The organism is Spirosoma spitsbergense DSM 19989 (assembly GCF_000374085.1).
GTDB lineage: Bacteria > Bacteroidota > Bacteroidia > Cytophagales > Spirosomataceae > Spirosoma > Spirosoma spitsbergense.
This window is the reverse complement of sequence record NZ_KB893595.1, coordinates 1-14,798: the sequence shown is the minus strand read 5'-3', so window position 1 is coordinate 14,798 and position 14,798 is coordinate 1. Positions and strand designations below refer to the sequence as shown.

Below are 14,798 nucleotides of genomic sequence, written 5' to 3'. Positions count from 1 at the left end.
TTTTTAGAGTGGCTGTAGTTTAAAATTTCGCCACCGCACTTTAATGCCGCCCCCATCATGAATTTGCAGAGCAATGGAGCCATCAGCCTGACCAATCTTCTCATCATGCATATCTACCATTTCAGTGCCGTTGAGGTACGTTTGTACATGATCTCCTTCTACTCTGATTCGGAGTGTATTCCAATCGTCAGGTTTTAAAATAGTTTCTTTTTCGTCGGGAATCTGTACCAGCCAACCCCGTCCATACGATTCGTAAACACCACCTGTGTCATGGTTGGGCGGGGCCACTTCCACCTGCCAGCCGCTGACCTTGGTACCTTCAATGGTAGAGCGGAAAAATACACCACTATTCCCATTAGCCTCCTCCTTGAAGTCCAGGGTCAGGTCGAAGTTCTTGTAGAATTTTTCGGTTGCTAAGTAACCGTACTTTTTATCTAGACCACTCTCGCAGATGAGTTCGCCGTTTTCGACGTACCATTTTTCAGTACCGTATATTTTCCACCCCTTCAGGTTCTTACCATTAAACAGATTAATGGTTTTTGTGGGGGCAACGAAGGCAAACACGCCGATTATAAGACAAAAAGCAATGCAGTATTTCATTAACTGTGCGTATTTAGAGGTATCGGGATTAGTTAAAGATTACAGGTTTGGCATAATGACGCAAACAGCAGCGGGTACTTTTACGGATTGACCGGTATAGGTTAGTTTTCCCGTTTTCTGATCACGTTTAAAAATGGTGATCGTATCAGATTCCTGGTTAGCCACAAATATAAATTCACCCTTGGGGTCGATCAGGAAATTACGGGGTGTTTTCCCTTCTGTCGGCTGGTCGCCTACTTTGGTTAATTTCCCGTCGTTCCCAATAGAAAAAATAGCCAGCGCATTATATCCCCGATTTGATTGATAGAGAAACTTACCTGACGGGTCGATATGAATATCGGCACTCGTATTCTGGCCGTTAAAATCGGCAGGTAAGGTTTTTACATTATCCTCTATCAAGGTTAGTGCCCCTGTTTTGGCATCACGTGAAAACACGGCCACTGCTGATGTTATTTCCTCTACCAGATAGGCATATTTACCAGTTGGATGAAAGGTAAAATGGCGTGGCCCCGAACCGGGTTTTACAGTAGTATAGGGCACAGCCGCCGGTTTTACCGTGCTTGCCTTAGGATCAACGGCAAAGATATTGAGCCGGTCTAGACCCAGGTCTGCTACATAAACGAACCGGTTATCGGGTGCCAGCGTAGCCGAGTGAACGTGCGGCTTTTCCTGCCGTTGTGCGTTCGGGCCACTGCCTGCATCCTGTACAGTGTCCGTTGCCGCACTTAGTGTACCGTCAGTTTTAATGGGCAATACCGTTAGGCTACCGCCCCCATAGTTAGAGACGAAGGCGGTTTTACCAGTATGATCCACACTTATATGACAGGGGCCTGCCCCCATTGATGATTGACTATTTAAGTAGGTTAGTTTCCCTGTTTTCCGATCAATGGCATAGGAACTCACTCCGCCCGTTTTGTCAGCTCCCTCGTTGACGGAATACAAATAATTACCCGATGGATGAACTGCCAGGAATGACGGACTTTTTGTATTTGAAACGGACTGTATTTGATGCATAGTGCCCGCTTTCCGGTCAAACTCGAATACGTATATCCCTTCGCTGCCCCGGACTGAATAGGTACCGACATACATAATTTCTTTGGCGGGCTGAGCCAGGGCACTTAGGCTTACGTTCAATAAAAGAATAGCTATTACTTTATTCATAAAACGCGGGTGAGTTGACTTAATAAGGTAAAAACAGGTATAAACTAATGAGCAAATGTCACTTTTTCTATCCCGGAAATTCGCAGAACCTCAAAGTTTTTTCAGAAAAATAAAGAAATAACGCTATCATAACCGTTATATATGAATGATGATAGCAAAACAGTTTGCCAGAATCCTTTAATTTTGCGGTACGATTCAGTACGTTTTGTAGCACATATCGTTTGTTAACCTAACTTTTTCAGTACACGTTATTTTCCCTCTAATCAGTATGAAACGAATTTTGATTGTTATTGCCGCCGTGACTATGCTGGCTTCCTGCAATAGTAAAAAGCGTCTGGCCGAAATTAAAACCCTACAGGAAGCTCGTGATAAAGCCGTTGCCTCACTGAACGATTGCGACCAGCGCACGGCTGATCTTCGTACGCAATTAACGGCAAAAGATACCGATTTGCAAAGCAAGGCTAAACAGGCGACTGATTTGCAGGCACAGATCGACTACCTCAAGAAAACCAACACAAATCTGCTCGACAGGATGTCAGATTTGTCGATTGTGAGTAAGTCAGGTGCTGAGAGCATCAAAAAGTCACTGGAAACATTAAACGAGCAAACCAAGTACACCAACAACCTCAACGCTTCTATCCAGCGCAAAGACTCGATGAATCTGGCATTGGTGATGAGCCTGAAACGATCGCTGGATGACATCAATGACCAGGACGTTCAGGTTGAGGTGAAGAAGGGTGTCGTTTATGTTTCTCTGTCAGATAAAATGCTGTTCAGATCGGGTAGCTACGAGGTACTGCCTGCCGCAGAAATCGTGCTGGAGAAAGTAGCGAAGGTAGTAAATGACCACAAAGACCTCGATATTCTGGTAGAAGGTCATACGGATGCCGTCCCCATTTCTACTGCATCGATCAAAGATAACTGGGATTTGAGTGCGTTGCGTGCTACATCTGTTGTGCGAACAATGCAGAACAAATTTGGCGTTGCTCCTGGTCGCCTAACGGCTGGTGGACGGTCAGAATTTGCTCCGAAAGATGATAATACAACGGCTTCCGGTCGTCAACAAAACCGCCGGACAGAGATTATCATTACTCCGAAAATGGATCAGTTTTTCAACTTGTTATCAAGCGGTCAGGCTGGTGGAAGCAAGTAGTAGTTACAAAACCTGTGTAAAACGAAAGGGCCGATCTGCTATAGATCGGCCCTTTCGTTTTACACAGGTTTCATTCCGTAGTCTTCTCTTCGTCAGTCAAGCCCGACTCAGATATAATTGGTTGTTCCTCCTCGTTTGTATGCACTCGGGCTTCTTTTTGATCGTCAGATGAAGTTGAATCCATATCCTGAGATTCTTCAGTAATGAAATCAGCAGCAGGTAATACGGATGCTTCTACCGGATCTGGGCTGGAAATGGGCAGCATACTGTCTTCAACAGACTGATCACCAAAAAAACGACGTTGAAAAAACAGTATAAGGCAGACACCAATAAAAATGCATGAGTCGGCAATATTGAAAATAGGTGTCGAATAGTATTGACCTCCCCAAAGTGGCACCCAGTCGGGAATAAACCCTTCCCAAACGTCTACGAAAATCATATCGATCACCTGCCCATGAAACCAGGGGGTTGGCGATCCATAGGGGGCATTATTCAGAAAAACTCCGTAAAACGTACTGTCGATTACGTTTCCAACAGCACCGGCCAGAATCATTGCCATTGCCCACAGCAGTCCATTAGGGGCACCCCGGTGGGCCAGCATCACTAAATAGTAGCCAATACCGACCATAGCAAACAGCCGAAACACACTCAACAGCAACTTCCCGTATTCGTGACCCAGCTGCATACCGAAAGCCATACCCGGATTTAATACGTAGTGCAGTTTAAGCCAGTCGCCAACGATTTTGACCTGACCAGCAAAGCCGGGAGCCATATAAAAATGAACGGCCAGTTTTACACTTTGGTCAAGTGCGATTAAAACCAGGGTTAGCAGGAAAAATTTAAAGGGACTTTTCTGAATCATGGTAAAAAAAATCGGCACAGCATGGGATCCGTTCCGGTATTCCGGTGGTTGTCCGGTCTGCTGTGCCAGTAAAGAGTATTTGCCAGTTGTACGTAAATATTGTTACCGGCCACAACTTGATTTTATTGACAAACGCTCATTTTGACCGACAGGTCTTCCGACGTTTCAATTCATCACTAACCAGCGTAAACTCACGGCTACTCTGCCCGGCAATAGATTTGTTCTCGTCAGCGCGCCGAAATAAGTAAGGCATTACGGTATCAACCGGCCCGTAAGGTACGTATTTGGCTACATTGTAGCCTGCATTAGCCAGATTATACGAGATGTTATCGCTCATGCCCAATAGCTGAGCAAAGTAGATATGAGAGTCATCTGGCGCAATACCGAATTCTTTCATATGGTCAACGCAGTACTCACAGCTTTCTTCATTGTGTGTACCCAGGCACATCGAAATAATGTCCCGATGTTCCAGACAGAACTCAATAGCCATATTGAAATCCCGGTCAGTATCTTCTTTCGTAGCCTGAATAGGGTCCTGATACTCTTCCTCGTGCGCTCGTAGCCGTTCTTTTTCCAGGTAGGCACCCCGAACAAGTTTTACGCCCAGGTAATAGCCTTTAGCGTGGGCTTCGGCCGTGTCGCGCTGGAGGTGACTAAAGCTTTCCCAACGGTACATTTGATACGTGTTATACACCACAGGTCGCTCATGGTTATAGCGATCCATCATTTCATAAGCCAGTGTATCAATGGTATCCTGAATCCAGCTTTCTTCAGCATCAACAAAGATGCGGACGTTTCGCTCATAGGCACGTCGACACAGCGTGTCAACCCGATGCATAACCCGATCAAATTCAGCCTTCTGTTCTTTATTTAGTGAATCCCCAATCTGTATGGCTTCTAATAGTTCCATAGAAGCAATACCCGTCACTTTAAAAACGGAGAATGGAATGTCTTTTGATTCGCTGGCACGCTCTATTGTGCGAAGAATTTCGAGCGTTGTTTCATCAAAGCTTTTTTCGGTATCTTCTCCTTCTACCGAGTAGTCCAGAATTGTACCGACATGAACATCGTGCAGATTCCGAATCGTTTTTTCACAATCGCGGATACTTTCCCCTCCGCAGAATTGGTCAAAAATAGTATTCTTAATGAGCAATTTGATGGGAAGATGCAGTCGTAAGGCAATCTTTATGAAAAAAGTACCTAATTTTACAACCCATCCCTTATTCATCAACGCAAATAGCCAGTAGGTTTTTCGGAGTTTAAAGTCCGACTGGCTTGAGAAAGCAATGGAAGTGTCCTCAAATGAAACGGGTTTTACGTTAGTAAAGCCTTGGACTGCCTCCGGCATTAGATTACTTCGGTTCGACATATCAGTGCTCCGTTTGGGCGGTGCTATGTACATAGCGTAAATTTGTGTCGGCAAAGACGACCGAAATATATAACGAAAATTCGGTCTGACGATTAATTTACCGCCACAGCTTGTTTTAGTAAACTAAAAACTGTTTTAGATAAAATAGGGAACCGGCTTGAAAAACAGCCAATTCCCTCTGCAAATATACCATAATTTTAACTTGAAAGTTCCCCATAGAGTAGTAGGATTACTCGTAGAATAAGTATCTAATATATGAAAGTTGAATTAGCTGTAGAGCCGCTTGGGTCGTGGATTGACACCAACGGTAAACCACTGATCATTGCCGGCCCCTGTAGTGCCGAAACGGAAGATCAGTTAGTAGAGACTGCCCGGCAGTTGAAAGACCTGGGGGCCGTGCATGTAATACGGGCGGGTGTGTGGAAACCCCGTACCCGGCCCGGCAGCTTTGAGGGCATGGGCGAAGCAGCCTTGCCCTGGATTCAGCGCGCAAAGGCCGAAACCGGTTTACCCTTTGCAGTTGAAGTAGCAACACCGGAGCATATCGAACTGGCGCTGAAATATGGTGTGGATATTTTATGGATAGGTGCCCGCACAACCGTTAATCCCTTTAATGTTCAGGAAATTGCCGATGCGCTGCGTGGAGTGGATGTGCCGGTACTGATCAAAAATCCGGTTAACCCCGATCTGGCCCTGTGGGTGGGTGCCTTTGAGCGTATAGCCGGTGCCGGAATTAACAAGTTAGGCGCTATTCACCGGGGATTTGCTACGGGCGAAGCTAGTAAGTACCGCAACGTACCAATGTGGCAGATGGCGATTGAACTGAAGTCTATCTTCCCTCAATTGCCTATCATTGGGGATCCGAGCCACATGGCGGGTAAGCGTGCTTACCTGAATGAACTGTCCCAGATGGCCATGGACCTCAACTACGACGGTCTGATTGTTGAATCACACATTGACCCCGATAATGCCTGGAGTGATGCGGCTCAGCAATTGACGCCTGCCGCGTTTGGTGAAATGCTTGACCACCTCGAAATTCGGCAGGTCGACTCCCCGAACCGCGAATTTCAGACGTTTATGGAGCAGTCCCGTCGTAACATTGACAACGTTGACCGGCAGCTTGTTGAAATGCTTGGCGCACGGATGGCTTTGGTAGAGCGTCTGGCCGAATACAAGCGGGATAATAACGTTACACTGTTTCAGCCCGACCGCTGGAAAGAGATTCTGGAAACCCGCACCAAAATGGGTCAGAAACTGGGGCTATACCCCGAACTGGTAGAAGAAATCTACAAAATCATCCACATGGAGTCGATCCGGAAGCAGACCGAAATTATCCATAGCGCACCACAAAACGTGTAGTCTCAATAGTCGGTAGAAAATAGTAAAACGGGTGAATTGGAGTCATGATATGACGCTGATTCACCTGTTTTCATTTCAACGTCTTTGTTAGAACGGCGTTGTTGTAACCAGCGAAGCACCCTAATCCGCCCACTATATTACTGGGAATCAGGACCGGTTCAGCAAAGGGGTTATTGCGTGACCGGCGCTGTCGGTTAATGGCTTCCTGAAATCGATAATAAGCCTGATCGATACTCATCAGATTGACCGTTACGAGAGCGGTTTTGTACTGATTAGTGAAACTCGACTGCTGTGTGCTACTGGAAGAGGTTGCTACGAACGCACGACCTGAAACAAACGTGGTTCCATCAAGACCAATATCAGTAAATAACCCCCGATTTTCATCATCGAATGCAAGGCTATTGAATTTTTCTTCTTTAGCAGCTACTGAGGTAGTATATCGAAAAATACCCGCAACCTGGTAATAGTTGGCTTGATTTGCGGGGTCCTGCCATTGACTTTTTACAAAATACCGGCGCACTTTCGTGCGGTTCTGGGTATCGTCAAGTGAGTCAAATGTAATAGCCGCTGGAAAAACGGGGGCCGGTATCGTACAGCTACTACTGGCACGCTGGCCGTTGGGCGTCACTACCGTAAGTGTATACGTTTGCCCCGAAGTAATAGGCAACAACTTGGCACTCATGCTGTAATAGGGCTGCACCTTAGTACTGTCGACGGGGCGATTATCATACCGCAACGTAATGGACCGGTCACCCTGGGCGAGCGTGACGCTTGCATTCGTGACAGTATTGCCCGTCTGTAGTAGGCTAATACTATCACCTACTACGGTAGCGGAACGGGTAACTTTCACCGCCAGTGTAGTATCCTGTGGGGAAAGAAAACAGGTAACTACCAGTTTTGGTGACTCTACACCCAGCAAACTGGGGGAAATCTCATTTCTCAGATTAGTGCATCTCCAAAAGAGAAGTGCTCCGATCAAGGCGAAAAATGCATGGTCAATTCGTACGGGTATACGCATCAGAATTTGAAATTATAGCTAAACGCTGGCACAATCGGAAATACGGAGTACCGAAACAGAGCCGTACGCGCTGGTTCGGTTGCTGTAGCGGGAACGGACTCAAGCCGATAGAAAAATGGATTACGACGATTGTACAGGTTATAAAAACTAATTTCCCACGTACGCTCGTGGTGTTTTTTCTGTTTATGAAACTGAATGCCGAAATCGAAGCGGTGATAGGCTTCGGCCCGAAAACTGTTTTTCTGCGTGCCATAATCATCCGTTGTGCGGAGATTCTGAAAAAAGGATTGTGCGATGCCGGGGCTTCCGCCATACACCAGCGTATTACTGGCCCGGTAGGTGTCATAGCGCCCCGATGGAATCGTTAGGGCGTTGCCCGTACCATATACCCAAACGGCAGAGAGCGTAATGCGCTTGTTTAATTCATAGATACCCACCAGCGAAACGTCATGCCGGCGGTCGTAGCGGGGGTAGTAAGGTTGGCCACCGTTCAACTCGGCAAACTGCCATTGGGTCCAGGATAGCGTATACCCCGCCCAGCCCGAAAAACGCCCGACTTTTTTTTGCAGGAAAAACTCTGCCCCATACGACCAGCCCCGGCCCGCCGTTACATTGTCTTCCCAGCGTACACTATTCGCGGACGTAGGGTCATTAATAAGTAGAAAACTGGCTCCTTCTTTGTAATTGATAATATTACTCATCGTTTTATAATAGCCCTCTACCGTCAGGGTCAGCCCTTTGTTTGTGAAGTCTTTAGCAATACCAATAGCTACCTGTTGCGATTGCTGAGGTTTTACACGGTCGGTAGTTGGCACCCAAAGGTCGGTGGGGAGACCAATGCCCGTGTTCGAGAGCAAATGAATATATTGATTCATCATGGCGTACGATGCTTTGACGGACAGGTCAGGCTTGAGGGTGAAGGCGGCAGAAATGCGGGGTTCGGGCCGGACGTAACTCACTGCTTTGTGTTGAAAATAGCTCAGCCTTAACCCCGTATTGACACGCAGGCGGCTGGATGGCCGCCAGGTATCTTCGGCATAAATACCAGACTCCAGCACATCGATGTTATCGACGTTGTTTATTGATTGATTGATACCCGCATTTTGCAACACCACGGCACTCGGCGTGAACCGGTGGTAGATACTCTGAATCCCTGCCCGAACGGAGTGCTGGGGCGATGGATAATAGTCTACGTCATATTTCAACGAGAAATCACGAATGCCGGAGTTATATTGAAGCGAATAGGTATCAATACCCTGCGTACTCTTCTCAACGGCCGAAATCTGGAATTTATAGTCGCTGAAAATGAGAGACAGGTTCGCAAATAATTTCTGGTTGAATAGGTGATTCCAGCGGAGCGTTCCGGTAGCATTGCCCCAACTCAAGCCCGTGTCGGTATTCTGAGTATTATCTGACGCATAAAACCGGTCCCGGCCAAAGTAGCCACTGATATATAGTTTGTCTTTAGGGCTAAAATCGTAGTTTGCTTTAGCGTTCAGGTCGTAGAAATAGTATCCGGCGGTTGTTGTTCCACCCGACTGTGCCCGTATCAGGGGAGCGGCCAGTACATCTAAATAGGTACGGCGGCCACTGACCAGAAAGGACGCTTTTTTGTTTTTGGTAAGGGGTCCTTCCAGCATAAGCCGGGAAGCAATCAGACCGATACCACCTTCGCCGTGGAGTTTTTCCCGGTTGCCATCTTTCATGTTCAGGTCGATAACGGAGGAAAGCCGACCACCGTACCGGGCCGGGAAGCCCCCTTTAATCAATTCCACACTCTTGATGGCATCGCCATTGAAAACCGAGAAAAACCCGAACAGGTGATTGGCATTATACACAACGGCATCGTCCAGAATAATCAGATTCTGGTCGGGGCCACCACCGCGTACATAAATTCCGGTCTGACCTTCAGAGCCTTTCTGTACGCCCGGCATAAGTTGAAGCACTTTCAGTACGTCTTTTTCCCCAAGAAAAGCGGGTATTTTCTTAATCTGACCAACCGGAATATCAATGGTACTCATTCGGGCGCTCTCACTGACTTTTTCAACGGCGGGTCCGGCTTTCACGTCAACTTCTGTCAGTAACCGACCGGGTGTGAGTGAAACGTTCCGGGTTTGGTCGGCCCGGAGCGAAACGGTGCGGGCAACCGTTTCGTAACCCACAAATGAGTACGCCAGCTTAATACTGTCCTGAGCGGGTAACGTCAGGGAATAGAAACCATACGTATTCGTTGTTGTGCCGGTTGTTGTACCCGGCAAGTAAACGTTTACCCCAATCAACGCTTCCTGACTGCCTGACTCCCGAACATAGCCACTAACGGTAACCCTAGACGAAGTGCTTTGTGCATTGACCAGATTGATTGATAAAATGAAAGAAAGTAATAAGAGTACAGATTTCTGCATGGGGTAAGCCGTAAGTATCCGGGTGATGTACGAAGAGGGCGAAAACAGTTACTAAGAGAGAAAGCCTATAACGAAACGATGAAATCACTAAACCATTGTCTGTTCTATGCGTTGGAATTTGAACAAAACGACTGATTAGTAGGTACTATAACTAAGAATTAACTGTGCATGCAATGCCCTTATAACTATGCTTCAATTCGATAAACTTTCGCTCAACATACCCGATACTACCAAGCCCCGCGTCGTTATCATCGGGGGTGGATTTGGTGGTATGAATCTGGTAAAGGCACTGCGCGATGTGGATGTGCAGGTGGTGCTTTTCGATAAACAAAACTACAACGGTTTCTGGCCATTACTATATCAGGTTGGTACGGCCGGCCTGGAACCGGATGCCATTGCCGAACCATTCCGGAAAATGTTCGACGGGTTCAGGAATTTCTACTACCGCATGGTGCGGGTAAATAAGTTTGACCCGGAGACAAGGATAATTTCTACCGTCATTGGGGAATTGCATTATGATTATTTAGTGATTGCCACTGGCTCAAAAACTAACTTTTTCGGGAACGATCAGATTCAGAAATACGCTTTCCCGCTCAAAACGATTCCCGAAGCCCTTAACGTACGCAGTCAGTTTTTGCAATGTTTCGAGCAGGCCAGTATTACTACCGACCCTAATGAGCGACAGAGTTTGCTCAACTTCGTCATTGCCGGTGCAGGCCCAACCGGCGTCGAAATGGCGGGGTCACTGGCCGAAATGCGTAAATACGTTCTGCCGAATGACTATCCCGGCATGGATTTCAGCCTGATGAATATCTACGTTGTGGAGGGCCTGGGCAAGGTCTTACCGCCTATGTCGGACGAGTCCGGGCAACGGGCGCAACGCTATCTCGAAGACCTGGGTGTCATCATTAAACTCAACACAATGGTTGAGTCGTACGATGGCGAAACGGTGACGTTTAAAGGGGGCGAACAAATAAAGGCACAAACACTGGTTTGGGGAGCTGGGGTGACTGGGGCAATGATTGATGGCATTCCGACTGGCTCGGCGGAGAAAGGGCGTATACTGGTTGACCCGATTAATCAGGTGCAGGGATTAACCAATGTTTTTGCCATTGGCGATATTGCCTTTATGAAACTGCCAGATTACCCAAGAGGGCATCCCGGCGTAGCCCAACCCGCTATTCAGCAGGGAAAACATCTGGCCAAAAATATAAGCCGGATGCTAAAAAACGAGCCAACCAAGCCTTTTGACTATTTCGACAAAGGCTCACTGGCCATCGTGGGGCGTAGCCGGGCCGTTGCCGATTTACCCGGTAACCTGCACCTAGGCGGATTTATTGCCTGGATGGCCTGGCTATTTGTCCATATCTCGTTTCTGGTAGGCTTCCGCAGCAAACTATCGGTATTTACGAATTGGATGTATCGTCTATTTACCTATCAGCGCAGTACGCGACTTATTATACGTCCGTTTGTACGGGTAGATGATAAAGTGGGGAAGGAGATTGCCGCGCAAAACGAAATAGCCTAAAGGAGTGCCGCCAACAGGGTTGACGATCTTCCTATAGTTTTCTGAGTGGATAATTGAATCCAAAAGCCAAACTATATTGCAGCGAGTAAAAATGGTGCGTTGCCAGCCCCTGGTGATCGGCACCAAGTTTGGTATTGGTGTAATCGACCCAGGCACCCTGTAGGTCCGTTTGCAGGAAAAAATAGGTGAGCAGGTCAAGTTTCAGACCCGCACTTACTCCGGCTACTACGCCGTGGTAGTGAAAATATCCTTCATCATTGTTACCCAGAATACTGGATATGGTGTACGAAATCAGTGGCCCACCCCCTACTTTACCAATGGCACTCAACCGCATCTTTTTATACTCCCAGAGTTTTTGACGCTTTATCAGGTTTAACATCAGATAGTTATTGCCATTGGTATGCTGTAAATGTACAAAGTCGGGGGTTACCAGCGTGTCTTTATCAATCTGATGCCCTCTCACCTGACCCTGTACGTGAATAACCTGATTGTCGGTGACGATATACTTAAGGTGATTCCAGGCAATTTCGATACCCAGGTCTCTCCTGTCATTGAAAAAATACCCGATATTAAGGTCGTACTGTGGAATGGTGAGGCTGGTTATTTTGTAAAAGTCCTGCATATCAGGCCTGTCATGAGCTTTTGCATCAATGAACGTAAAGTCATAATTGTCCGTCGTCGTGTTACGGAAGTGAATCGTACTCTTCGTGTACCAATCCCGATTGTAGCCCCAGTTGATATATAATGCGCCATGCATTTTGCCCACTTTTACAGCGTTATTCGGAAGGGTTTGTTGGGCAGATACAGACTGAGAAAGGCAATAGAGTAGCCATGCAACCAGTAGAGATTTACGGTTCATATAGGTTGTGTACATGTTGGTGGTAAAAGATAAGCAGGTATTAATTGATGGATAAAGTATATTTCTGTTGGTAGAGTTCCTGGCTATCGGCGTACGGATAAAACGTTTGCCGTATTTTCACGTTTTAGATTCGTTCCATTCTAATTCTATCTATTTCATGCGTCCTACGAAAATTCACGCCTTCCTGTTGACAGGGGCTTTTCTGGCATTGCTGATCGGGGTATCTCCCGCTCAATCCATATCCGATACCACCAAAGGAGGACCGCTCGATTTGGGCAAGATGTGGACGTTCGACAATCCACCGAAGGCCTTCTTCCAGAAAACATACAATTTCAGTGCCGACGAAAAGTGGTTTGACGAGGCCCGGCTGGCATCTCTGCGTTTCGCCGATTATTGTTCGGCCTCGTTTGTATCAGCCAATGGGCTTGTGATGACCAACCACCACTGTGCCCGTGAGTCCGGAACGGGCGTTACCCGTAAAGGTGAAGACCTGAACGCGACGGGCTTTTTTGCCAAAACACCTACCGAAGAGCGGAAAGTAGACGGTTTGTTCGTAGACCAGCTGGTAAAGATTGAGGACATTACCAGCCGCGTACAGGATGCTATGAACAGCGGCACCTCCGAACAGGCCCAATTGCAGGCCCGTGAGCAGGCGTTCTCAACCATCAAGCAGGAATACGGTCAAAAGGACGGCTGGAAAGGGCTGGAATTGCAAACCATCGTTTTCTACAATGGGGGGCGGTATTCACTGTACGGATTCAAACGCTATAACGACGTTCGGCTGGTATTTATGCCCGAACTACAACTCGGTTTTTTTGGCGGTGATTACGACAATTTCACCTACCCCCGCTACGCCCTCGACTGCTCATTTTTCCGGGTTTACGACAATGGAAAACCCTTGCAAACCACTCATTTTTTCAAATTCAATCCCGATGGCATTCGAGACGGCGAACCTATTTTCGTCATTGGGAACCCCGGTCATACCGAGCGACTCAAAACCGTTGCCGAACTCGAATTTGACCGCGATTTGCAAACCCCCGCCACCATTCAACTCCTAAAAAATCGTTCCGCAGCCTTACAGGCCTATAATGCTACGGCCAAGAGCGATAGCGTGATGAATGAAATTTTCAGCTACGAGAATAGCCTGAAGGCCTACGGCGGTCAACTGGAAGGCCTGCGCGATGCCAGTCTGATAGCTCGTAAAGCCGTTTTTGAGGAGCAGTTCAAAGCAGCAGCCAAAGCTAAAAACCTTCCTGCCGAACAGCTTAAGGCCTGGGATGAGATTGCAGCCAACACGGCGCAGCTACGAACCATCTTTAAGGATGCCAATTACCTCGCCCCCAGCGAACGCACGATGGGCGAGTTGATGACCTTTGCCAATATTGCCACGCAGTTCAGCGAATTACTGGCTAGCCGCCCTGAGGACGCCGAGCGTGCCAAGTCGCTCATGGTTCCTCCAACGGTAAAGAACATGGCATTAGAGGAGGCCTATCTGGCGGCCCACTTAGCTGAAGCGCAGGCAGCGTTGGGGAATGATGACCCTTATGTGAAAGCAGCGTTAACAGGTCCGGATGGCAAGCCTCGTACACCAAAAGAAGCGGCCACCTATCTGGTCAAAAATACAAAACTGACCGACCCTGCTTTTGTAAGCGAGCTGACCACTCGTCCTAATGCTGCCAGTGCATCGAACGACCCAATGCTGGCACTGGCCAAAATTGGTTTTCCCAGGTATCTGACCGCTGCCCGTCAGGCCCGGCAACTGAGCCAGAAACAGGAAGTTTTACGTGGGCAGTTAGGCCGGATGTTATATGATGTATACGGAACAGCGGTTCCGCCCGATGCCACATTTTCACTCCGAATCAACGATGGCGTTGTGAAATCTTATCCCTACAATGGTACAATAGCCCCCATCAAAACCACTTTCGCCGGTTTATACGATCGGAATTATTCGTTCAACGATAAATTTCCCTGGAGCCTGCCCGCCCGATGGAAAAATCCACCTATGGCTTTGCTGAAAGAGCCGATGTGCTTCATTTCGTCCAATGATATTATTGGTGGCAATTCGGGCAGTCCGATGATTAATAAAAACCGGGAAGCAGTTGGTTTAGCGTTCGATGGCAACATGGAAAGTTTGCCCGGAGAGTTCATTTTTGTTCCCGATAAGAATCGGACCATCTCTGTTCATACGGGCGGAATCATTGCCGCCATGCGGTATATTTACAAAGCCGACCGACTGATTATCGAACTGATTGGCACACCATCGACAAAGAAGAAATAAGTGTAAGGTTTGTAGTTTATGATTTATAGACTGATGTTACGCATGGTTGATCTATCTGTAGCAACCTCTTTCTAAATTTACTCAAAAACACCACAAAAAGCGCTCATGGAGTTTATATCCCCTATTTTTGACCTCTACTCGGACTATTTGCTGGTCAATCAGAACCAGCCAACAGCCACCCGACTATCGGCACTGGTGGATGGGAAACT

Annotated in this window: 11 protein-coding genes; 4 read left to right on the top strand and 7 right to left on the bottom strand. The window is 47.4% G+C overall.

Annotated features, from left to right (window positions below):
- Positions 1 to 3: 3 nt before the first annotated feature.
- Complete coding sequence (locus B157_RS0129615; RefSeq protein ID WP_020606932.1) at positions 4 to 600, bottom strand: 3-keto-disaccharide hydrolase; 597 nt, start codon at positions 598 to 600, stop codon at positions 4 to 6.
- Between the two features lie 39 nt (positions 601 to 639).
- Positions 640 to 1,761, bottom strand: a complete 1,122-nt coding sequence (locus B157_RS0129610; protein WP_020606931.1) for a lactonase family protein — start codon at positions 1,759 to 1,761, stop codon at positions 640 to 642.
- A gap of 268 nt (positions 1,762 to 2,029) precedes the next feature.
- Here B157_RS0129610 and B157_RS0129605 point away from each other — a divergent pair, with 268 nt between their 5' ends.
- A complete protein-coding gene (locus tag B157_RS0129605) occupies positions 2,030 to 2,914 on the top strand; it encodes an OmpA/MotB family protein (RefSeq protein WP_020606930.1) in 885 nt (294 codons plus the stop codon).
- Positions 2,915 to 2,984: 70 nt separating this feature from the next.
- Here the strand turns inward: B157_RS0129605 and B157_RS0129600 are convergent, their stop codons facing one another.
- Both B157_RS0129600 and B157_RS0129595 read right to left on the bottom strand, forming a co-directional pair.
- Positions 2,985 to 3,776, bottom strand: a complete 792-nt coding sequence (locus B157_RS0129600) for a lipoprotein signal peptidase (RefSeq protein ID WP_041952332.1) — start codon at positions 3,774 to 3,776, stop codon at positions 2,985 to 2,987.
- A 136-nt stretch (positions 3,777 to 3,912) separates the two neighbouring features.
- Complete coding sequence (locus tag B157_RS0129595) at positions 3,913 to 5,124, bottom strand: proline dehydrogenase family protein (protein ID WP_020606928.1); 1,212 nt, start codon at positions 5,122 to 5,124, stop codon at positions 3,913 to 3,915.
- A 276-nt stretch (positions 5,125 to 5,400) separates the two neighbouring features.
- Between B157_RS0129595 and B157_RS0129590 the strand changes: the two genes are divergently transcribed.
- Positions 5,401 to 6,504, top strand: a complete 1,104-nt coding sequence (locus B157_RS0129590; protein ID WP_020606927.1) for a chorismate mutase — start codon at positions 5,401 to 5,403, stop codon at positions 6,502 to 6,504.
- A gap of 70 nt (positions 6,505 to 6,574) precedes the next feature.
- Here the strand turns inward: B157_RS0129590 and B157_RS0129585 are convergent, their stop codons facing one another.
- Positions 6,575 to 7,522, bottom strand: a complete 948-nt coding sequence (locus B157_RS0129585) for a DUF4249 domain-containing protein (protein ID WP_026309057.1) — start codon at positions 7,520 to 7,522, stop codon at positions 6,575 to 6,577.
- Positions 7,522 to 9,924, bottom strand: coding sequence for a TonB-dependent receptor (locus tag B157_RS0129580; protein ID WP_020606925.1), 2,403 nt, complete (start codon positions 9,922 to 9,924; stop codon positions 7,522 to 7,524). The genes B157_RS0129585 and B157_RS0129580 overlap by 1 nt, the downstream gene beginning before the upstream one ends.
- 187 nt (positions 9,925 to 10,111) lie before the next feature.
- Here B157_RS0129580 and B157_RS0129575 point away from each other — a divergent pair, with 187 nt between their 5' ends.
- Complete coding sequence (locus tag B157_RS0129575) at positions 10,112 to 11,452, top strand: NAD(P)/FAD-dependent oxidoreductase (RefSeq protein WP_020606924.1); 1,341 nt, start codon at positions 10,112 to 10,114, stop codon at positions 11,450 to 11,452.
- A gap of 31 nt (positions 11,453 to 11,483) precedes the next feature.
- Here the strand turns inward: B157_RS0129575 and B157_RS0129570 are convergent, their stop codons facing one another.
- Positions 11,484 to 12,311: a hypothetical protein gene (locus tag B157_RS0129570; protein ID WP_245565332.1), complete on the bottom strand. Its 828-nt coding sequence runs from the start codon at positions 12,309 to 12,311 to the stop codon at positions 11,484 to 11,486.
- A 157-nt stretch (positions 12,312 to 12,468) separates the two neighbouring features.
- Between B157_RS0129570 and B157_RS0129565 the strand changes: the two genes are divergently transcribed.
- Positions 12,469 to 14,589, top strand: a complete 2,121-nt coding sequence (locus B157_RS0129565) for a S46 family peptidase (RefSeq protein ID WP_041952330.1) — start codon at positions 12,469 to 12,471, stop codon at positions 14,587 to 14,589.
- The last annotated feature ends 209 nt before the right edge of the window (positions 14,590 to 14,798 follow it).